The 20,914-nt window shown below is 70.7% G+C and carries 19 protein-coding genes; 13 read left to right on the forward strand and 6 right to left on the reverse strand.

All coding sequences use genetic code 11. The features are described 5' to 3' along the window. The first annotated feature begins 104 nt into the window (after positions 1 to 104). A complete protein-coding gene (locus tag AB0M59_RS23060; RefSeq protein WP_364618052.1) occupies positions 105 to 1,124 on the forward strand; it encodes a LacI family DNA-binding transcriptional regulator in 1,020 nt (339 codons plus the stop codon). Then, the gene (locus AB0M59_RS23065; RefSeq protein WP_364618054.1) at positions 1,121 to 2,119 is read left to right on the forward strand and encodes a Gfo/Idh/MocA family oxidoreductase; all 999 of its coding nucleotides are present in this window, start codon (positions 1,121 to 1,123) and stop codon (positions 2,117 to 2,119) included. Before AB0M59_RS23060 ends, AB0M59_RS23065 begins: the two co-directional genes overlap by 4 nt. A 377-nt stretch (positions 2,120 to 2,496) precedes the next feature. Here AB0M59_RS23065 and AB0M59_RS23070 read toward each other — a convergent pair whose 3' ends face one another. Further along, entirely contained in the window at positions 2,497 to 2,811 is a 315-nt protein-coding gene (locus AB0M59_RS23070; RefSeq protein WP_364618056.1) for a hypothetical protein, read from the reverse strand. Positions 2,812 to 2,868: 57 nt separating this feature from the next. Further along, positions 2,869 to 4,710 (reverse strand): asparagine synthase (glutamine-hydrolyzing), encoded by a 1,842-nt coding sequence (gene asnB / locus AB0M59_RS23075; protein WP_364618058.1) that lies wholly within the window; start codon positions 4,708 to 4,710, stop codon positions 2,869 to 2,871. 398 nt (positions 4,711 to 5,108) lie between these two features. Between asnB and kdpF the strand changes: the two genes are divergently transcribed. The 9 genes from kdpF (at position 5,109) to AB0M59_RS23120 (ending at position 13,478) form a co-directional block, all read left to right on the forward strand. Beyond that, positions 5,109 to 5,210: a K(+)-transporting ATPase subunit F gene (kdpF, locus tag AB0M59_RS23080; RefSeq protein ID WP_247062298.1), complete on the forward strand. Its 102-nt coding sequence runs from the start codon at positions 5,109 to 5,111 to the stop codon at positions 5,208 to 5,210. Then, positions 5,210 to 6,871 (forward strand): potassium-transporting ATPase subunit KdpA, encoded by a 1,662-nt coding sequence (kdpA, locus tag AB0M59_RS23085; protein ID WP_364618060.1) that lies wholly within the window; start codon positions 5,210 to 5,212, stop codon positions 6,869 to 6,871. The genes kdpF and kdpA overlap by 1 nt, the downstream gene beginning before the upstream one ends. Further along, positions 6,868 to 8,913: a potassium-transporting ATPase subunit KdpB gene (gene kdpB / locus AB0M59_RS23090; RefSeq protein ID WP_364618062.1), complete on the forward strand. Its 2,046-nt coding sequence runs from the start codon at positions 6,868 to 6,870 to the stop codon at positions 8,911 to 8,913. The genes kdpA and kdpB overlap by 4 nt, the downstream gene beginning before the upstream one ends. A 5-nt stretch (positions 8,914 to 8,918) precedes the next feature. Continuing rightward, positions 8,919 to 9,509: a potassium-transporting ATPase subunit C gene (locus AB0M59_RS23095; protein WP_364618064.1), complete on the forward strand. Its 591-nt coding sequence runs from the start codon at positions 8,919 to 8,921 to the stop codon at positions 9,507 to 9,509. Positions 9,510 to 9,513: 4 nt separating this feature from the next. Further along, positions 9,514 to 12,036 carry a DUF4118 domain-containing protein gene (locus tag AB0M59_RS23100; protein ID WP_364618065.1) on the forward strand — a complete coding sequence of 841 codons (2,523 nt, stop codon included), beginning with the start codon at positions 9,514 to 9,516 and terminating at the stop codon, positions 12,034 to 12,036. Then, entirely contained in the window at positions 12,033 to 12,731 is a 699-nt protein-coding gene (locus AB0M59_RS23105) for a response regulator (RefSeq protein ID WP_364618067.1), read from the forward strand. Before AB0M59_RS23100 ends, AB0M59_RS23105 begins: the two co-directional genes overlap by 4 nt. 21 nt (positions 12,732 to 12,752) lie before the next feature. Continuing rightward, on the forward strand, positions 12,753 to 12,974 hold the full coding sequence (locus AB0M59_RS23110; RefSeq protein ID WP_364618069.1) for a hypothetical protein: 222 nt from the start codon (positions 12,753 to 12,755) through the stop codon (positions 12,972 to 12,974). Beyond that, on the forward strand, positions 12,974 to 13,183 hold the full coding sequence (locus AB0M59_RS23115) for a hypothetical protein (protein ID WP_364618071.1): 210 nt from the start codon (positions 12,974 to 12,976) through the stop codon (positions 13,181 to 13,183). The genes AB0M59_RS23110 and AB0M59_RS23115 overlap by 1 nt, the downstream gene beginning before the upstream one ends. Positions 13,184 to 13,247: 64 nt before the next feature. Continuing rightward, the gene (locus AB0M59_RS23120) at positions 13,248 to 13,478 is read left to right on the forward strand and encodes a hypothetical protein (protein ID WP_364374985.1); all 231 of its coding nucleotides are present in this window, start codon (positions 13,248 to 13,250) and stop codon (positions 13,476 to 13,478) included. A 107-nt stretch (positions 13,479 to 13,585) separates the two neighbouring features. Here the strand turns inward: AB0M59_RS23120 and AB0M59_RS23125 are convergent, their stop codons facing one another. Beyond that, entirely contained in the window at positions 13,586 to 14,164 is a 579-nt protein-coding gene (locus AB0M59_RS23125) for a hypothetical protein (RefSeq protein WP_364618073.1), read from the reverse strand. Between the two features lie 239 nt (positions 14,165 to 14,403). Here AB0M59_RS23125 and AB0M59_RS23130 point away from each other — a divergent pair, with 239 nt between their 5' ends. Together AB0M59_RS23130 and smc are read left to right on the forward strand one after the other, a co-directional pair. After that, positions 14,404 to 14,691 (forward strand): acylphosphatase, encoded by a 288-nt coding sequence (locus tag AB0M59_RS23130; protein ID WP_364618075.1) that lies wholly within the window; start codon positions 14,404 to 14,406, stop codon positions 14,689 to 14,691. 169 nt (positions 14,692 to 14,860) lie between these two features. Next, positions 14,861 to 18,463: a chromosome segregation protein SMC gene (gene smc, locus AB0M59_RS23135; protein WP_364618077.1), complete on the forward strand. Its 3,603-nt coding sequence runs from the start codon at positions 14,861 to 14,863 to the stop codon at positions 18,461 to 18,463. 6 nt (positions 18,464 to 18,469) lie between these two features. On the opposite strand, the gene AB0M59_RS23140 is transcribed toward smc, so the two are convergent. The 3 genes from AB0M59_RS23140 to AB0M59_RS23150 form a co-directional block, all read right to left on the reverse strand. Next, on the reverse strand, positions 18,470 to 18,691 hold the full coding sequence (locus AB0M59_RS23140) for a hypothetical protein (protein WP_364618079.1): 222 nt from the start codon (positions 18,689 to 18,691) through the stop codon (positions 18,470 to 18,472). A gap of 56 nt (positions 18,692 to 18,747) precedes the next feature. Beyond that, on the reverse strand, positions 18,748 to 19,248 hold the full coding sequence (locus AB0M59_RS23145; protein ID WP_364618080.1) for a DUF3455 domain-containing protein: 501 nt from the start codon (positions 19,246 to 19,248) through the stop codon (positions 18,748 to 18,750). Positions 19,249 to 19,332: 84 nt separating this feature from the next. Continuing rightward, positions 19,333 to 20,898, reverse strand: coding sequence for a sodium:solute symporter (locus AB0M59_RS23150; RefSeq protein ID WP_364618082.1), 1,566 nt, complete (start codon positions 20,896 to 20,898; stop codon positions 19,333 to 19,335). Between the last annotated feature and the right edge of the window lie 16 nt (positions 20,899 to 20,914).

The following is a 20,914-nucleotide window of genomic DNA, read 5'->3' on the forward strand; positions in this document are numbered from 1 at the left end:
CCGTTGGTCCGTTGGAGCGCTCTATTGATTAGAGCGCTCTAATCTTGTAGCGTCCGTCACAGCAAGTCAAGGCCGAGTTTCCGGTGATCAGGGGAGGTGCGGTCATGCGTCCGACCATGGAGGACGTCGCCGCGCGGGCGGGGGTTTCCCGCGCACTGGTCTCCCTGGTGATGAGGAATTCACCGAAGGTTTCGGACGTTCGGCGCGCTGCTGTACTGCGTGCGGCCGAAGAACTCGGCTACCAGCCGCACGTCATGGCGCGGTCCCTGGCCAGCCGGACGTCCACTGTGCTCGGTGTGATGGTCAACGACCTGCGCAACGCCTTCTTCGCCGACGTCGTCGAGGGCCTGGACGCGGCCGCGCAGGCCGCGGGCTTCGACCTCGTCCTCAACACCGGCGGCCGCAGTCCCGCGCGCGAGGGGAACGCCTTGCGCAGCCTGCTTTCCTTCCGTCCGGCGGGCGTCATCCTGCTTTCGCCGGTCGTGCCCGCGTCGGCCATCGAAGCCGCGGCCCGGCAGTGCCCGGTGGTGCTCGTGTCACGGACGTCGCGAGCGTCCGGTGTGGACACCGTGAACGACGACGGCGAAGCGGGGTCGGCGCTGGCCGTCGACCACCTCGCCGGCCTCGGGCACCGGCGCATCGCCCACCTCGACGGCGGTGGCGCAGCCGGGGCAGCCCAGCGCCGTCGCGGGTTCCAGGCGGCGATGCGGCGGCACGGCCTGGAGCCGATCGTCGTGCGCAGCGAGCACACCGACACCGCCGGTGAGAAGTCCGTGCGGGAGTTGCTGGCGACGTACTCGCGCGCTGAGCTGCCCACGGGTTTGGTGGCGGGCAACGACTTCAACGCCGTCGGCGCGATCTCGGCTCTCGAAGAGGCGGGGTTGCGCGTGCCCGAGGACGTCTCGGTCGTCGGCTACGACAACACTTCGCTGGCCGCGCTGCGGCACCTTTCCCTGACCACAGTGGACCAACCGCGCACCGAGATGGGCCGGCTGGCCTTCGAAGCGCTGGTCGAACGCGTCCGCGGGGAGCGCACGGAGCCGGTCCGGCACCTGCTGCACCCGTCCCTGGTGGTCCGGGCGACCACCGCCGGATTTTCTGCGACAGGAGGAGCACCACGATGAGGTTGGGACTGGCGGGCACCGGCCGGATCGGCACCGCGCACGCGGAGACGCTGAAGGGCTTCGAGGAGGTCGAGTCGGTCGTCGTGGCCGACGTCGACACCGCGCGCGCCGCTTCCGCCGCCGCGAAGCTGGGTGTCGAGGCGGCGTCCCTCGACGAGCTGTTCGCCGCGGGGCTCGACGGCCTGGTCGTCACGGCCGCCACCGACGCGCACCCGGGCCTGATCATCGCGGCGGTCGACGCGGGCATCCCGGTGTTCTGCGAAAAGCCGGTCGCGGCGGACATCCCCGGAACCCTCGCCGTGATCGACCGCATCGGCGCGTCGGACGTCCCGGTCCAGATCGGTTTCCAGCGCCGCTTCGACGCGGGCTACGCGGCGGCCCGGGCGGCGGTGGCATCGGGCGAGCTGGGGTGGCTGCACACGCTGCGCGCGACGACGTTCGACCCGGCACCGCCGCCGGCGGAGTACGTCGCCCACTCGGGCGGGCTGTTCCGCGACTGCGGCGTGCACGACTTCGACATCATCCGCTGGGTGAGCGGCCGCGAGGTCTCGGAGGTCTACGCGATCGGAGCGAACCGCGGCGAGCACTTCTTCAGGGACGCGGGCGACGTCGACACGGCGGCGGCGACGCTGACCCTGGACGACGGCACGCTGGCGACGGTGTCCCTGACCCGCTACAACGGCGCGGGCTACGACGTGCGGCTCGAGGCATTGGGTTCGGTGTCGGGAGTCGTGGTCGGCCTGGACGACCGGGCGCCGCTGCGCTCGGTGGAGCCGGGAGTGGCGCCGCTGCCGGGACCGGCTTACCCAGGGTTCATGGAGCGGTTCCGGCCCGCGTACACGACCGAGCTGCGGGCATTCCTGGACGTCGTCGCGGGCCGGGCACCTTCACCGTGCGTCGCGGCGGACGCGTTGGAGGCGTTCTACATCGCGGAGGCGTGCGAGCTGTCCCGCCGCGAACGACGTCCGGTGAAGCTGCGGGAGGTCCGGCGCTGATCAAGCTGACACCGCTCGACGAAATCGCGCTGGCCCGGCTGCTGGACGCGGCCGTGGCCGGCGCCGACCCCCTCGAAGTGATGGCGCCGGTGGCCGGCCGCCGGACAACCACGGCGCCCGATCGCTGCTGGCCGGGCTCGGCGCGGACCTCACCACCGAGGGCGACGAAGTCTGCGCGGAGCTGCGCCCTCGGCTGAAGCGGCTGCCGACGTCACGAACGACTCAAAGGTCTTGAATGAGTCATTCAGGACCTCCCAAGACCTGAATGACTCATTCGGGACGCCACCGCGTCCGCCGATGCCGCCGGATGACCGCCGAGCCAGACCCGGCCACCGACTTTGCCGGGGCCCTGTCGCCGGACGTCATGAACGCGTCGTTCATGACGTACGGGCCCGGCGAGAGGGCCGCAGCTTCGGCAGGATCTCCGTCCGGACGTACTCCCGCGCATCCCGCTCGGGGAGGATGTGCGGCCCTTGCACCCACAGGACCCCGTGCCGCACGGCCGCGGCCACCAGCCGCTCCCGCAACGAGCCCACCACCCCCGCGCCCAGCACCAGCGCGTCGACCACACCGAGCCGGGACAACGCGGCTTCCTCCGAAGCGACGCCGTCCGCGGCGAAACCCGCCGCGGACAGCGCCGCCGTCACCCTCGAGACCGTGGCCGGGTTGCGGCCGAACAGCAGCACCTTCATGCCCCGAGCCTCACACCTCAAGGGCACTCGAGGTCAAGCGCCGGGACTACGAGAACCTCAGTCGAGCTCGAGCGTCGGCTGGTACATCTCGATCCAGTGGTACAGGTCGAGCAGCCGGTCCAGGCCCACCCGCGCCGCCGGGTTCATGGTTGCCGGGTCCACTTCGGACACCCGGTGCGCCCACGCCTTGTCCACCAGGCCGAACACCTGGTGACCCGGGTCCGCGAGGACCTCCTTGGTCTGCTGCTGCAACGCCGCCGCGTAGCCCGGGTCCTGCGTCGACGGGTACGGGCTCTTCACCCGCTGGGCCACCGACTCCGGCAGCACGTGCTTGGTCGCGTGCCGCAGGAGGCTCTTCTCCCGGCCGTCGAACGTCTTGAGCGACCACGGCGTGTTGTAGACGTACTCGACCAGCCGGTGGTCGCAGAACGGCACGCGGACCTCCAGGCCCACCGCCATCGACGCGCGGTCCTTGCGGTCGAGCAGCATCCGCACGAAGCGGGTCAAGTGGAGGTTGCAGATGGTCCGCATCCGCGCTTCCACCGCGGACTCGCCGTCCAGGTGGTCGACCGCGGAAACCGCCGTGGCGTACTGGTCCCCGATGTAGGACTCCAGGTTCAGCTTCTGCCGTAGCTCGGTCGTGTACAGCGACGCCCGGTCGTCCATCATCGACGTGCGGAACGCCAGCCACGGGAACGTGTCCGCGTTGACGGTCTTCTCGTCGTGGAACCAGCGGTAGCCGCCGAACACCTCGTCGGCCGACTCGCCCGACAGCGCCACCGTCGACTCGCCGCGGATCGCCTTGAACAGCAGGTACAGCGACGTGTCCATGTCGCCGAGGCCGGCCGGGATGTCGCGGGCCTTCAGCACCGCGCGCCGGACCGCCGGGTCGCTCAGCTCCGCCGGGTTCAGCATGACGTTCTGGTGCGCCGACCCGACCAGCTCCGCGACGTCGCGGATGTACGGCGAGTCCGCGGTGTCCCGCATCTCGTCCGGCTTGAAGTTCTCCTCCTGGCCGAAGAAGTCGACGGAGAACGTCCGCAGCTGCTCGCCCTGCTCGGCGAGGTGGGGCGCGGCGAGGCCGGTGACGGCGCTGGAGTCGAGCCCGCCCGACAGCAGCACGCAGCGCGGGACGTCCGCGACGAGCTGGCGGTGCACGATGTCGGTCATCAGCTCGCGGACGCGGGCGACCGTGGTCTCCTGGTCGTCGGTGTGCTGCTTCGCGTCGAGCTTCCAGTACGTGCGGGTGCGGATGCCCTCGCGGGACACGGTGACGATCGTGCCCGGCTGGACCTCCTCCATGCCCTTCCACAGCGACCAGCCGGGTCGCTTGGTGAACGCCAGCAGCTCGCGCAGGCCGTCGGTGTCGACGACCTTGCTCGCGAGGGGGTTCGCCAAGATGGCCTTCGGCTCCGAGCCGAACAGCACGCCGTCGCGCGTCGGGTAGTAGTAGAACGGCTTGATGCCCATCCGGTCGCGGATCATGACGAGGCGGTCGTCGCGCTCGTCCCAGATCGCGAAGGCGTACATGCCGTTGAGGTGGTCGACGACCTCGTCGCCCCACTGCAGGTAACCGTGCAGGACGACCTCGGTGTCGCTGTCGGTCTCCCACTTGTGGCCGAGCTTCGTCAGCTCTTCCTTCAGCTCGATGAAGTTGTAGGCCTCACCGCTGTAGACCATCGCGACGTCGCCGTTCGGCGTGTGCACGGACATCGGCTGACGGCCGCCGGGCAGGTCGATGATGGCCAGCCGCCGGTGCCCGAGCGCGACGTGCGTGCGCACCCACGTGCCGACGCCGTCCGGACCGCGGCAGGCCATGGTCTCCGTCATGGCGTCGACCACGTCCTGGCGGCGGGTGAGGTCGGCGTCGTAGGAAACCCAGCCGGCGATACCGCACATATGGACCCCTCCCTAGATTTGCTTAGCCGATACAACTATCGGTAACACAGGTGTAACACGGCCCGAAGATCTTGTCTGCCCGAATTGCACGTTCCGCACTTGTTCGGTCACTCGTTGTGTCGCGAGTCACTAACCAACTGCATACGGTGAGTACTGGGCAAACGTTTGCGTGACGCCCGCCACCGGCCATAAAGACCGCGTAAATGGGTGTCGGGAAGGCATCAAGAGGCCGTCAGCCTCGCGCCTGCGCGGGGTTTCCCGGCCGCACAGTGAACGCGTCCGGTCACCGAACCCGGTGACCCGTCTTGAGAGGTGCCTGTGGCCGACTTGCTCTACGCCGTCCTGCTGATCGGCGTATTCGTGGTGCTCGCACTGGCGCTGCGCGGGCTGGAAAAGCTGTGAGCGGCGCCGGGACCGTGGCCAACGTCGTCGGCGGGTTGCTGGCGCTGGGTCTGCTCGTCTACCTGTTCGTCGCGCTGATCAGGCCGGAGAAATTCTGATGTCCGACACCGCGGCCGGGCTCATCCAGCTCGGCCTCCTCCTCGCCGCCCTCGCCGCGGTTTACCAACCGCTCGGCGACTACCTGGCGCGCGTCTTCTCCACCGAGAAGCACTCCAAGCTGGAAAAGGGCCTGTACAAGCTCTTCCGCGTCAACCCGGACTCCGAACAGCGGTGGCCGACCTACGCCGCGGGTGTGCTCGGCTTCTCGTTCGTCTCGATCGTCCTGCTTTACCTGCTGCAGCGGCTGCAGCCGCTCCTGCCGTGGAACCTGGGCCGCGGCTCGGTGAGCCCGGGCGTCGCCTTCAACACGGCGGTTTCGTTCGTCACCAACACGAACTGGCAGTCCTACGTCCCCGAGACGACGATGGGCCACTTCGTGCAGATGGCCGGGCTGACCGTGCAGAACTTCCTGTCCGCCGGTGTCGGCCTGGCCGTGGCGATCGCGGTGACGCGCGGGTTCGTCCGCGCGAAGACCGACCGGCTCGGCAACTTCTGGGTGGACCTCACGCGCGGTACGGTTCGCGTCCTGCTGCCGATGGCGTTCGTCTTCGCGATCGTGCTGGTCGCGCTCGGCGTGGTGCAGAGCCTCAAAGCCGGCGTCGCCGTCACCGACCCCGACGGCAGCCACAGCACGATCGCCCTGGCGCCCGCGGCGAGCCAGGAGGCGATCAAGGAACTCGGCACCAACGGCGGCGGCATCCTCAACGCCAACTCCGCGCATCCCTTCGAGAACCCCAACGTCTGGAGCAACCTCGTCGAGCTGTTCCTGATCCTGGTGATCCCGGTCAGCCTGACCCGCGCGTTCGGCAAGCTCGTCGGCAAACCCCAGCAGGGGTACGTCCTGCTGGGCGTGATGAGCCTGTTGTGGGCCGCGTCGCTGGCGATCATCTGGTTCTCCGAGGCCACCGCGAGCAACCCGGCGGCGCTGGCCGCGGGCGCGAGCATGGAAGGCAAGGAGCAGCGGTTCGGCATCGGGCTGACGTCGATCTTCGCCGACACCACCACCGGTACGTCGACCGGCGCGGTGAACGGCGCCCACGACAGTCTCTCGGGCCTCGGCGGCGGGGGCCCGCTGCTGAACATGCTCTACGGCGAGATCTCGCCCGGCGGCGTCGGCACCGGCCTCTACGGGATCCTGGTCATGGCGATCATCGCGATGTTCCTGGCCGGCCTGATGGTCGGGCGCACGCCGGAGTACCTGGGCAAGAAGCTCGGCAAGCGCGAGGTCACCTGCGCGGCGATCGCCATGCTCGCGATGCCGACCGTGGTGCTCCTCGGCTCCGGGATCGCGCTGCTGCTGCCGGGCACGGCGGGCGCGCTGGGCAACGGCGGCGCGCACGGCCTGTCCGAAATCCTCTACGGCTACGCGTCCACCGGCAACAACAACGGCAGCGCGTTCGGCGGCCTGACCGCGACGAGCGACTGGTTCCAGTCGTCGTTCGGCGTCGCCATGGCGATCGGCCGGTTCGTGCCGATCCTCGCCGTGCTCTGCCTGGCCGGCTCGCTGGCCGCGCAAAGCAAGGTGCCCGAAACCGCGGGGACCCTGCCCACCACCGGGCCGCTGTTCGCCACCATGCTCACCGGCACGGTGGTGCTCGTCGCGGCCCTCACCTTCATCCCGGCGCTCGCGCTCGGGCCCATCGCGGAGGCACTCGCATGACCGTCACCGATGAACGACCTCAGGTGACTCCTGTCGAACCCGCCGGACGAGTCGGCGCCGGGGTGTTCAGCCCGCGTCAGCTCTGGACGTCGCTGCCCGACGCCTTCCGGAAGCTCAACCCCAAGCACCAGCTCGGCAACCCGGTGATGTTCGTGGTGTGGGTGGGTTCCGCGCTCACCACCGTCTTCGCGGTCACCGACCCGAGCGTGTTCACCATCCTGATCGCCGTCTGGCTCTGGTTCACGGTCCTGTTCGCGAACCTCGCCGAAGCCGTCGCCGAAGGGCGGGGCAAGGCGCAGGCGGAATCCCTGCGGAAGTCGAAGAAGGAGACCGTCGCCCGCCGGCTCACCGAATCCGGGGAGGAGCAGGTCCCGGGGATCGAGCTGAAGATCGGCGACCTGGTCGTCGTCGAGGCGGGCCAGGTGATCCCGGGTGACGGCGACGTCGTCGAGGGCATCGCGACCGTCGACGAGTCGGCCATCACCGGCGAGTCGGCCCCGGTCATCCGCGAGTCCGGCGGCGACCGGTCGGCGGTCACCGGCGGCACGACGGTGCTGAGCGACCGGGTCGTCGTCAAGATCACGACCAAGCCCGGCGAATCCTTTGTGGACCGCATGATCGCGTTGGTGGAAGGCGCTTCGCGGCAGAAGACGCCGAACGAGATCGCATTGACCATCCTGCTTTCGACGCTCACGATCATCTTCCTGCTCGCCGTCGTGGCGCTGCAGCCGATGGCCCGCTACTCCGGCAGCGAGCAGTCGGTGATCGTGCTGACCGCCCTGCTCGTCTGCCTGATCCCGACGACGATCGGTGCGCTGCTGAGCGCCATCGGCATCGCGGGCATGGACCGCCTGGTGCAGCGCAACGTCCTCGCGACCAGCGGCCGCGCGGTGGAGGCCGCCGGCGACGTCTCGACGCTGCTGCTCGACAAGACCGGCACGATCACCTTCGGCAACCGCCGCGCCACCGAGCTGATCCCCGTCGGATCGTCCACTCCGGACGAACTCGCGCGTGCCGCCCGGCTGGCCAGCCTGGCCGACGAAACCCCCGAGGGACGTAGCGTCGTCGAGCTGACCGCGGACTACGCGGGCCAGGACGAGCACGGTGAGTTCGTGCCCTTCACCGCGCAGACGCGGATGAGCGGCCTCGACATCGGGAGCCGGCGAATCCGCAAGGGCGCCGCGAGTGCGGTCCGCGCTTGGGTGCGCGACAACGGCGGCGAGTTCCCCGACGAGACCGAGAAGGTGGTCGACGAGATCAGCGCCCAGGGCGGCACGCCCCTGGTCGTCGCCGAGAACACCGTGGTGCGCGGCGTGATCCGGCTGTCCGACGTCGTCAAGCCGGGTATGAAGGAACGCTTCAAGGAACTGCGCGCGATGGGCATCAAAACGGTGATGATCACCGGCGACAACCCGCTCACCGCCAAGGCCATCGCCGCGGACGCGGGTGTCGACGACTACCTCGCCGAGGCCAAGCCCGAAGACAAGATGGCGCTCATCAAGCAGGAGCAGGAAGGCGGGCGGCTGGTCGCGATGACCGGCGACGGCACCAACGACGCCCCGGCGCTCGCGCAGTCCGACGTCGGCGTCGCGATGAACACCGGCACGTCGGCCGCGAAGGAGGCCGGCAACATGGTCGACCTCGACAGCGACCCGACGAAGCTGATCGAGATCGTCGAGATCGGCAAGCAGCTGCTGATCACCCGCGGCGCGTTGACGACGTTCAGCGTCGCCAACGACCTCGCGAAGTACTTCGCGATCCTGCCCGCGATGTTCACCGGCATCTACGCCCAGCTGGGCGGGCTGAACATCATGCACCTGGCCACGCCGAAGTCGGCGATCCTGTCCGCCGTCATCTTCAACGCGCTGATCATCGTCGTGCTGATTCCGCTGGCCCTGCGCGGCGTGCGGTACAAGCCGTCGTCGGCCTCGGCCCTGCTGCGCCGCAACCTGCTCGTCTACGGCCTCGGCGGGATCGTCAGCCCCTTCCTCGGGATCTGGCTGATCGACCTGCTGGTGCGCCTCATCCCTGGAATCGGGTGACTGTCGTGAACACTCTCGTCAAGCAGACCTGGGCCGGGCTGCGCGTCCTCGTCGTGATGACCGTCCTGCTCGGGATCCTCTACCCCCTGGCGGTGTGGGCGATCGCCCGCATCCCCGGCCTGGAGGGCAACGCCGAAGGCTCGGTCGTCACGCAGAACGGCCAGGCCGTCGGGTCGTCACTGATCGGCGTCGACCCGGTGCCGGCCGACCCGGCGCACGACCCGTGGTTCCACACCCGGCCGTCGGCGGTCACCCCCGAGATGCCGTCCGGCGCGTCCAACAAGGGCCCGTACAACGAGGACCTCGTGAAGGCCATCCAGGAGCGGCGCGCCGCCATCGCCGAGCGCGAAGGCGTGTCACCCGGTCAGGTGCCGCCGGACGCGGTGACGGCATCGGGATCCGGGCTCGACCCGGCGATCAGCGTCGCCTACGCCGATCTCCAGATCGCCCGCGTGGCCCGGGTGACCGGGTTGCCGGTGGATCGGGTGAAGCAGCTCGTCGAGGCGAACACGTCCGGGGCCGGGATCGGCGTCCCCGGGGTGAATGTGCTCCAGCTCAACTTGGCCGTGCAGGGTGCGGCCGGAGGGGCACACTGACAGCGTGACCACCGCAAACAGGCCGCGCCGAGGAGAGCTGAGGATCTACCTCGGCGCGGCTCCGGGCGTCGGCAAGACCTTCGCCATGCTCGGCGAGGCACGCCGCCGCCTCGACCGCGGCACCGACGTCGTCGTCGGTCTGGTGGAGACGCACGGCCGCGAGAAGACCGCGGTGCTGCTCGACGGCCTCGAGGTCGTCCCGCGGCGGTACGCCGGCCACCGCGGCCGCGACTTCGACGAGATGGACGTCGAGGCGATCCTCGCCCGCGCGCCCGAGGTCGCCGTCGTCGACGAGCTGGCGCACACCAACGTCCCGGGTTCGCGCAACGCCAAGCGCTGGCAGGACGTCGAGGAACTGCTCGAAGCCGGCATCGACGTGTTGTCGACGGTCAACGTGCAGCACCTGCAGAGCCTCAACGACGTCGTCGAGCGGATCACCGGCGTCACCCAGCAAGAGACCGTGCCGGACGAGGTCGTCCGCCGGGCCGAACAGCTGGAGCTGGTCGACATCACGCCGGAGGCGCTGCGGCGACGCCTCGCGCACGGCAACGTCTACCCGGCCGAGCGGATCGACGCCGCGCTGGGCAACTACTTCCGCCCCGGCAACCTCACCGCCCTGCGCGAACTGGCCTTGCTCTGGGTGGCCGACCAGGTCGACGTCGCCCTGCAGCGCTACCGCGCCGAGCAGCGGATCACCGACACCTGGGAGGCGCGCGAACGCGTCGTCGTCTCCATCACCGGCGGCGCGGAGAGCGAGACGCTCATCCGCCGCGCCAGCCGGATCGCCACCCGGGCGGGCGCCGAGCTGCAGGTCGTCCACATCCTGCGCGGCGACGGCCTGTCCGGGCTCGGCCCCGCCGCGATCGCCCGCTGCCGCACCCTGGCCGAAGAGGTCGGCGCGACCTTTCACACGGTCGTCGGCGACGACGTCCCGACCGCGCTGCTGGACTTCGCCCGCGGCGTCAACGCGACCCAGCTGGTGATCGGCACCTCGCGGCGGTCGCGCGTGGCGCGGCTGTTCGACGAGGGCATCGGCGCCGGCGTCGTGCGGCAGTCCGGATCGATCGACGTCCACATGGTCACCCACTCCGAGGCGGGTGGCCGCTTGCGGGCCCGGCTCAGCGCGAGCCCGCTCGGGTTCTCGCGCCTGGTCGTGGGCTGGGTGCTGAGCGTCGTGCTGCCGGTGCTGGTCACCGTGGTCGGCTTCTTCATCCCGGCCGGGCTCGACTTCGCCACCGACGTCATCTCCTACGTGCTGGCGACGGTCGTCGTGGCGCTGGTCGGCGGCCTCGGCCCGGCGCTGCTCGCGGCCGTGCTCGGCGCCGGGCTGCTCAACTTCTTCTTCACGCCACCGCTGTACACGCTGACCGTGCACACGCCGCAAAACCTCGTGACGCTGATCGCGATGGTCGTGGTCGCGGTGCTCGTCGCGCTGGTCGTCGACCAAGCGGCGCGGCGGGCCACGCAGGCGGCGCGCGCACGGACCGAGGCGGCGCTGCTCGCCTCCTACGCCCGGACCGTGCTGACCCACACGAACCCGATCGAGCGGCTGCTGGAAAAGGTCCGGGAGAACTTCGCGCTGACGTCGGTGACGCTGCTGGAGAAGCAGGACGGCGCCTGGCGTGGCGTCGCGACCGCGGGAGAGCACCCGTGCGCCGACCCGGACGAGGCCGATGTGGACATCGCCGTCACCGCCGACGTCCACCTGACCCTGCGCGGGCGGGCGCTCCCGGCGGCCGACCGGCGGGTCCTGGAAGCCGTCGCCGGGCAGGCGCTGCTCGCCCTGCGCCAGCAGCGGACGGCGGCCGCCGCGGCCCGCGCCGAGCGCAAGGCCGAGGCGACCGAGCTGCGCACGACGCTGTTGTCCGCGGTCGGGCACGACCTGCGCACGCCGCTGACGTCGATCAAGGCGTCGATCGGCAGCCTGCGCGCGCCCGACCTCGCTCTGTCCGAAGAGGACACCGCCGAGCTGATGGAGGCCATCGAGCTGTCGGCCGACCGGCTGGCCGGGCTGATCGACAACCTCCTCGACTCGTCGCGGCTGGCCACCGGCGCGGTGAAGCCGCTCCTGCGTCCGGTGGGCTACGACGAGGTCGTCGCGCACGCACTGTCCAATGTAGACTACTCGGAGGAAGTGCGGGTCGCCGTGGACGACCAGCTCCCGGCGGTGCTCGCCGACCCCGGCCTGCTGGAGCGGGTGGTCGCGAACGTGCTGGACAACGCCCTACGCCACGGCGGCGCCCCGGTTTCGGCGCGGGCTTCCGCGCACTCCGGGCACGTCGAGCTGCGGATCGTCGACCACGGCCGGGGGCTGCGCAAAGGGACCGCGGATTCGGCGTTCGCGCCGTTCCAGCGCCTCGGCGGCGACCGGGACACGACACCGGGCGTCGGGCTCGGGCTGTCGGTGGCGAAGGGGTTCACCGAGGCGATGGGCGGCACGATCCGCGCCGAGGACACCCCGGGCGGCGGGCTCACCGTGGTGATTTCGCTGCCCGCGCACAGCGTCACGTTCGAGGAGGTGCGATGAACGACACGGGCGCCACCGTGCTGGTGGTCGACGACGAGCCGCAGATCGTGCGGGCGCTGCGGATCAACCTGAACGCCCGCGGCTACAAGGTGATCACCGCGCACGACGGCACCGCCGCGCTCAAGGCGGTGGCCGAGACCAAGCCCGACGTGGTCGTGCTCGACCTCGGGTTGCCGGACCTGGACGGCACGGAGGTGATCGCGGGTCTGCGCGGCTGGACGACGGTCCCGATCATCGTGCTGTCCGCCCGCGGCGACTCGGCCGACAAGGTCGAGGCCCTCGACGCCGGCGCGGACGACTACGTCACGAAGCCGTTCGGCATGGACGAGCTGCTGGCCCGCCTGCGCGCGGCGGTCCGCCGCTCGGCGGTGACGGGCGCCGACGACGTGGACGCGGTGGTGGAGACGTCGTCGTTCAGCGTGGACTTGGCCGCGAAGAAGGTCCGCCTCAGCGACGGCGCGGAAGTCCACCTGACGAAGACGGAGTGGGGCGTGCTGGAGCTGCTGGTCCGCAACCGCGGGCGGCTCGTGGCGCAGAAGCAGCTGCTGCACGAGGTGTGGGGCCCGTCGTACGAACGGGAGTCCCACTACCTGCGGGTGTACCTGGCCCAGCTGCGTCGGAAGCTGGAGCCGGAGCCTTCGCGGCCCCGGCACCTGCTCACCGAGCCGGGCATGGGGTACCGCTTCGAGGTCTGAGGAAGCGGGTACCTCGTTCAGGTGACTGAGGGGAAGTGGATACCCGGCGGCCGGTTGCCGGCGAAGGCCGCTCTCGCGCTGGCGATCTTCTGGACCGTGGGCGCGATCGGTTCCGGCTTTCTCGCCTGGGACGGGGGAGTGTCGGAGTGGCAGAGCGTGGTCCAGGTCGTGGTGACGGTGGCCTGGCTGGTCTTGGCCGGGTGCTATTGGTTCCGGTACGTCCAGGCGCGCGGGAACCGCTGATGACCGAGCCGGAGTCCCCGCCGCGGCGCGCCCGGACGGCCCGCCTGCCGGCGCTGCTCGCCCTGGCGGCGATCGGTTGTCTCGCGGGCGTGGGGGTGGCGGCCGCGTTCGGCGTCGAGGAGCCGTGGACTCGCGGCATCCTCGGAGCCTGCGTGACGCTCGGGGGCGCGGCCGCGGAGTCGTTGCGCCGCCGCCTCGGCGGCACTTGACCTCTCGCGCCCGGATTACCGCTTCGACGTCTAGGACGGCTTTCGGCGGGGTACCTCACCGGGCATGGACGGGTCGAAGACGTGGCTGCTCGGCGGTGAGCGCATCCCGCTGGTGATCCTGTTGACGCTGGCCGTGGGGGCGACCTTCGGGGCGTCCGGCTGGATCCTCACGGCCTTCGACGGCGATGCCGTCGGCTGGGCGAGGTGGCTGCGCGTCGCGGCCGCGGGCGCCGGGGCCCTGCTGACGGTCTATCTGTGGAGGCTGTTCGCGCATCGGCTCAAGCGCGGCGGCTGAACCGCCCGCCCGCCCGCCCCAATGTGGCCTTCGGTGCGTTCAACGCAACCAAGGCGGCCTTCGGTGCGTTCAACGCACCCAAGGCCGCCTTGGGGCGTCGGAATCTCTTACTGCGCGTGCGCGGTGCTTCCGCCCGACGTCGGGGAGTCGCTCGTGCTCGGCGACGGCGAGCCCGCGCTGCTGGTCCCGCCCCCGCCGGTCGTCGTGCTCGGCGGCGGGTCGTCTGGCGTCGTCGTCGGTGTCGTGGTCGGCGGCGTCTTCGTCGTGGTCGGCGGGGGCTTCGGCGTCGTCGAGGTCACGGGTGGCGGGTCGCCGGTGTCGTCGCGCGGCGGCGGGGGCGGCGAAGCCTGGGTGACGACCGTCGTCGTGGTCTTGCCGTCCGGGCTGATCGACACGACCGTGCTCGGCGCGGTCGAGGACGTCGCCGACGACTCCGACGTCGGGGCGCCGGCGGTCGACGGGCCTGCCGAGGACGGGGTGTTCGGCACCGTCTGCAGGCCGGCCTGCGAGGTGCCCTGGCCGCCGGTGCCACCGGTGCCGCCCGCGGTGCTGGCGGGGTCCGGGCCGGCGAGCTCGGCGACCGCGGCGAACGCGGTCGCGACCACCAGACCGGCCACCCCGAGCACGACGTACCCGGTGCGGTTCGGTTTGCTGCTCTTCGGCGGGGCGGTGTCGATCCTGGTCACGTGCGAGCTCGATGCGGACCCGTCGGGGCGGGGCATTACAGGCTCCTCGGGGGTTCGGGAAGAGGCGCGGTGTTCTCAAGGATGCAGCGAGGCCGTGAATCGATCACTGCTTCCCCCGGCGGGGGAACCCGGGAGGACGACCTCGGCGGCGAGGCTATCACCGTCGGTGCCCTATTCGCCCAGGTAGTGGGCCTGTGCGATCACTGTGCGCAGTCGAAGAGTCCGAAAGGGAGGAAAGCGTGAGTGAGGAACAAACGAACACGCGGTTGACGGCGTGGGTGCGCGGGCGCGTCCAGGGCGTCGGTTTCCGCTGGTGGACCCGCAGCCGGGCGCTCGAACTCGGGCTGGTGGGCAGCGCCCGGAACATGCCTGACGGGCGTGTCGAGGTCATAGCGGAGGGTGATCGAGACCACTGTGAGCGGTTGCTGACCGCCCTGCGGTCCGGAGAATCACCCGGAAGTGTGGAAAACGTCGCCGAGCGCTGGTCCGACCCGAAAGGGGGACTCGGCGGGTTCGTCGAGCGGTAGCGAGGGCCTTGGTACTTCCGGGGCGGGTGTGGCGCACGAGGTTGCTGAGACCGCTGCGGCTGTGCTAAGGCGCGCCGATGAGGGGGCGCGTCCGGCGGCCCGCCGGGACCCCCGGGTAGCCTTGGACGATTGAATCGCCAGTACCGGCAGCCAGAGGGGTCAGCACCCAGTGCACCTGAAAAGCCTGACGCTCAAGGGCTTCAAGTCCTTCGCCTCGGCCACCACGCTGCGCTTCGAGCCGGGCATCACCTGCGTGGTCGGGCCGAACGGCTCCGGCAAGTCCAACGTGCTGGACGCCCTGCGCTGGGTCATGGGCACCCAGGGCGCCAAGGACCTGCGCGGCGGCAAGATGGAGGACGTCATCTTCGCCGGCACCGCGGGCCGCGCCCCGCTCGGCCGCGCCGAGGTCACCCTCACCATCGACAACGCCGACGGCGCCCTGCCGATCGAGTACGGCGAGGTGTCGATCACCCGCCGGATGTTCCGCGACGGCGCCAGCGAGTACGAGATCAACGGCGACCGCTGCCGCCTGATGGACGTCCAGGAGCTGCTGTCGGACTCCGGTATCGGCCGCGAGATGCACGTCATCGTCGGGCAGGGCCAGCTCTCGGCGATCCTCGAATCCAAGCCCGAAGAGCGCCGCGCCTTCATCGAAGAGGCCGCCGGCGTCCTCAAGCACCGCAAGCGCAAGGAACAGACCCTGCGCAAGCTGGCCAACATGCAGGGCAACCTCGACCGCCTCGGCGACCTCACCACCGAGCTGCGCCGCCAGCTCAAGCCGCTGGGCAAGCAGGCCGAGATCGCCCGCCGGGCCCAGGCCGTCCAGTCCGAACTGCGCGACTCCCGCCTGCGCCTGCTCGCCGACGACCTGGTCACCCAGCGCGGCGCGATCACCCGTGACGAGGCCGACGAGAAGACCGCCCGCCAGCGTCGCGCCGAGGTCGAGCAGACCCTCGAGATCGTCTCCGCCGAGGAGACCGAGCTGGAGTCGTCGCTCGCCGAGGACGCGCCGCTGCTGCAGACCGCCCAGGAGACCTGGTACAAGCTTTCCGCGCTGGCCGAGCGCCTGCGCGGCACCGTCCGGCTCGCGATCGAGCGGCAGCGCCACCTCTCGGCCGACGTCTCGACGTCGACCGGCGGCCGCGACCCCGAGGAGCTCCTCGAAGAGGCCGAGCGCGTCGCCGAGCAGGAAGAAGAGCTGAACGAGGCCGTCATGGAGGCCCGGGAGCTGCTCGCCCAGACCGTCCTGCGGCGCGAGGACCTCGAACAGCGCGTTCAGGCCGCCGAGCGCGCGCACTGGGCCGCCGTCCGCGCCATCGCCGACCGCCGCGAGGGCATGGCCAAGCTGACCGGCCAGGTCGAGGCGCTGCGCAGCAAGAACGGCGCCACCTCCGACGAGATCGACCGCCTCAGCGTGTCCCTCGAAGAGGCCGCCGAACGCGCCGAGATCGCCGTCGAAGAGCTGGAGATGGCCAAGGCCGAGGGCGGCGTCGAGGAATCCGACGACGCCGGCCTGATGGACCGCCACGACCGCGCGGTCGAGGCCAACAACGCGGCCAAGGCGCGCGTCGAAGAGCTGGTCAAGGCCGAACGCACCGCCGAGCGCGAGATCGCGTCGGAGAAGGCGCGCGTCGAGGCGCTGTCGATGGGCCTGCGGCGCAAGGACGGCGCGGGCGCGCTGCTCGGCGCGGCCCACGAGCTGCCGGGCCTGCTCGGCTCGGTCGCCGCGCTGCTCACCGTCGAGCCGGGGTACGAGGTCGCGCTGGCCGCGGCGCTCGGCCCGGTGGCCGACGCGGTCGCCGTCACCGGCGGCGAAGACGCCCTGCGCGCACTGAAGTACCTGAAGGAAACGGACTCCGGCCGGGCGGGCATCCTGCTCGGCGGCCCCGAGTCCACTGTGGACACCTACTCGTGGCCCTCGCTGCCGGAAGGCGCGCGCTGGGCCCGTGAGGTCGTCACGGCGCCGGCGCAGCTGCGGCCCGCCGTCGAGCAGGCCCTCGACAAGCTGGCCCTGGTCCGCGACCTCGACGCGGCCCGCCACCTGGTCGCCGTGCACCCGGACGTCCGCGCGGTCACCGCCGAAGGCGACGTCTTCGGCTCCCGCTGGGCGATCGGTGGCTCGGGCAAGCGCGAGAGCGTCATCGAGGTCCAGGCCGCCGTCGACGAAGCGGGCGAGCGGCTCCGGCTGGCCGAGCGCTCGCTGGAGCGCTACGCCGCCGAGCTGGAAGGCGCCCGCGCCGAGCAGCAGGCCCGCCGCGAAGAGGTCTCGCAGGCCAAGGACGCGCTCGGCGAGGCCAAGGTCCGCAAGGCGCGCTCGTCGGAGCGGCTCAACCGGATGCAGCAGGCGGCCCGCCAGGCGCAGGCCGAGGTCGAGCGGTTCTCCGGGCAGCGCGCGAAGGTCGAGCAGAGCCGCGAGCAGGCCCTGCAGCAGCTCGCCGAGCTGGAGGAACGGCTCGCCGCCGTCGCCGAGCAGCCCGTCGAAGACGACCCGGACACCGCCGAGCGCGACGCCGCCGTCGAAGAGCTGGCCGTCATCCGTCAGGAGGAGATGGAAGCGCGGCTCGCGCAGCGCACCGCCGAAGAGCGGGCGCGCGGCATCGCGGGCAAGGCCGAGGGCCTGCGCCGCGCCGCGCACGCCGAGCAGCAGGCCCGCGAGCGCGCCGAGCGTGCCGCCGCGAACCGCAAGCGCGGCGCCGAGATCGCCAACGCCGTCGTCAACGGCGGCGAGATCGCCCTCGAACGCATCGAGCAGTCGGTCCAGCGCGCGGCCACCGAACGCGACCAGGTCCAGGCCCGCCGCCAGAGCCGCGAAGCCGCGCTGACCGGCGTCCGCGCCAAGGTCCGCGAGCTCACCGGCGAGCTGGAGAAGCTGACCGACGCCGTCCACCGCGACGAGGTGCTGCGCGCCGAGCAGCGGCTGCGGCTGGAGACCCTGGAAGCCAAGATCGCCGAGGACTTCGGCATCGGCCTCACCGACCTCGTCCAGGAGTACGGCCCGGACGTCCCGGTCCCGCCGAGCGCGGGCGAGATGGCCGAGTACGAAGCGGCCAAGGACCGCGGCGAGGACGTCACCCCGCCGCCGCCCATGCCCTACGACCGCGACACCCAGGCCCGCCGCGCCAAGCGCGCCGAGAAGGACCTTTCCCTGCTGGGCAAGGTGAACCCCCTGGCCCTGGAGGAGTTCGCGGCGCTGGAGGAGCGCTACAAGTTCCTCTCCACGCAGCTGGAGGACCTCAAGGACACCCGCAAGGACCTCGAGGCGGTCATCAAGCAGGTCGACGAGAAGATCCTCGAGGTCTTCGCCGGCGCCTACGCGGACGTGGCCCGCGAGTTCGAGACGGTGTTCAGCGTGCTGTTCCCGGGCGGCGAGGGCCGGATGGTCCTCACCGAGCCGGACGACCTGCTGGCCACCGGTGTCGACGTCGAAGCGCGCCCGCCGGGCAAGAAGGTCAAGCGGCTGTCGCTGCTCTCCGGTGGCGAGAAGTCGCTGGTCGCGGTCGGCATGCTGGTCGCGATCTTCCGCGCCCGGCCCTCACCCTTCTACGTGATGGACGAGGTCGAGGCCGCGCTGGACGACACCAACATGCGCCGGCTGATCGGGCTGCTGGAGCAGCTGCGCGACTCGTCGCAGCTGATCATCATCACCCACCAGAAGCCGACCATGGAGATCGCCGACGCGCTCTACGGCGTGAGCATGCAGGGCGACGGCATCACGAAGGTGATTTCGCAGCGCCTGCGGACGGCCGAGGACGAGCCGGTCCCGGTCGGCTGACCCGGTTCACATCTCGTCTTCGCGCGGCGCGCGCTCGTCCGGCTTCGCCCGGGCGTCGAAAGTGCCCAGGTCGTTGCCGACCCAGCGCCCGTCGTCGACCCGCGCCCGGCGGCCGCGCGGGGTGATGAAGCCGCGATTGACGCCCCGTTTGCGGTCGGATCGGTCCATGACCAGCGCGACGACGAGGACCACGACGAGCACCACGCCGATGCCGATGAAGAACCCCATGTGAGACCCCCTCTCCCGCTCCCAGGTTACGGGAGCGGGAGAAGGTCCACATCCGCTTATCCGGCGACCCAGAATGCGTAGTCGGCCGAGTAGCGGACCGCCGTCTGGGCGCCTTCGGTGCAGGCTCCCGCCGGAGCCACCCCGCCGCGCGTGTTGAGCCGCTGGATGTAGGTCACCTTGCCGAAGACGCCGTCACCGCTGTTCAGGTTCGCCTTGAGCAGCAGCTGCGGGATCGCGTCCGGCTGCGGCGAGTTCGCCACCGCCGCCGCGCCGACCGTGCTGCCATCCACAATGGACGTCCACACCGGACCCTTGCTGTGCAGGGCGACCGGCTTGCCGTGTCTGGACAGCACCGCCGCGGGCTGGATCAGCGTCCACGCGCCCGCGGTGCACCCGTAGATCTGCACGCCCTCGGCCGGGTAGCTCGCCAGTGCGCGGTTGCCGGCCGGGACCTTGATCGCGTCCGGCACCTTCGGGCCCGCCGGGCTGGCCGAAGCCGTCGCCGCGCCGCCGAGCACCAGGGCGCCGACCGCGAGCGCCACCGTCATCCGTTTCATGAACCCACCTTCGATCCTTCCCGCCGCTTCCCGGCGGGCACCCGATCACCGACACGGGCGCCCACCGGAAACGGTTCAGAAGGATCAGGCGGCGGGAACCTCTTCCGCTTCGCCGACAGCGTTGGCCTCGGCCGCCTTCGGGTCCGGCGTCCGGTGGCGCAGCGAGAGCAACCCGCCCACGACCAGCGTGATCACCACGCCCAGCAGCGTGTACCAGGGGTAGGCGAGAGCCACGCGATCGCCGGCCGCCTTCGAGAAGTCGATCCCGATCAGCCCACCGGTCTTCGCGCTGAACTTCACCCCGAGGATCACGAACGCCATCACCACGACCGTGGCGACGAACGCGATGATCGCGTCCAGTTGCCGGGCCTTCTTGATCAGCAGGCCGAGCAGGAACGACCCGAGCAGCGCGCCGTAGGTGTACCCGGTGATGGCCAGGCCCAGCTCGATGACCGAGTTCTTCGTGGTGGAGAACAGCGACGCGAAGAGCGCGAACACGACCGCCCAGATCAACGTCCACATGCGACCGTGCTGCAGCAGCTTCGAATCCTCCGCCGAACGCTTGGTGAAGCGCTGGTAGAGGTCGGCCACCGTCGACGTCGAAAGAGCGTTGAGCGCCGACGCCAAAGCACCCATGGTCGAAGCGAGGACACCGGCGATGAGCAGGCCGGACACGCCGACCGGCAGGTCGTCGATGATGAACCGCGAGAACACGTCGTCCGGGCTCTGCAGGCCGAGCTGCGCGACCGACTTGCGGCCGTTGAACACCCACAGCATCGCCCCGACCAGCAGGAACAGCGCGAACTGGATGGTGACGATGATCCCGCTGCCGATGAGCGCCTTCTGGCCGTCGCGCAGGCTGCGCGTGGCCATCAGCCGCTGCGCGATCAGCTGGTCCGCGCCGTGCGAAGCCATCGACAGCGCCGCGCCGCCGAGCACCGCCGTGATGAAGGCGTACGGGCTGGTCAGCAGGTTCTTCGTGAAGTCGACGAGCATGAACTTGCCGTCGTCGGACGCCTGGCTCATCCAGTCGCCCGGCAGCTTGTTGAGCAGCACGATCGCGGCCACCGCCGCGCCGCCGAGGTACAGCGTGAGCTGGATGACGTCCACCCAGACGACCGCCTTGATCCCGCCGATGTAGGCGTAGATCAGCGTCAGCGCGGTCAGGATCACCACGATCACCCAGTAGTCCAGGTGGATGTTGTAGTGCCCGAGGATCACCTTGATCGGGATCGCGCCGGCGAACAGGCGGACGCCTTCGGCCAGCAGCCGGGTGATCACGAACGTCACCGACGCCGTGCCCTGCAGCCCGGAGCCGAACCGCTTCCCGAGGAACGCGTACGCGCTCACGAGGTTGCCCTTGAAGTACCGCGGCAGCAGCACGAACGCGGCGATGACCCGGCCGATGATGTAGCCGAAGGCCAGCTGCAGGAACAGGAACGCGTTGCCGAAGACGAGCCCCGGCGTGCTGATCACGGTGAGCGTCGAGGTCTCCGTGGCCACCACGGACAGCATCACCGCACCCCACGGGAGGCTGCGCTCACCGACGAAGTAGTCGGCCGCCGACCGTTGTTTCCGGCCGACGAGCACGCCTATCAGCGGCATCGCCGCCAGGTAGACCACGATGATGGCGAGGTCAACACCGCGCATGGACTTCTCCTACTGT

This window comes from Amycolatopsis sp. NPDC051371 (genome assembly GCF_040682155.1).
Taxonomy (GTDB): Bacteria; Actinomycetota; Actinomycetes; order Mycobacteriales; family Pseudonocardiaceae; genus Amycolatopsis.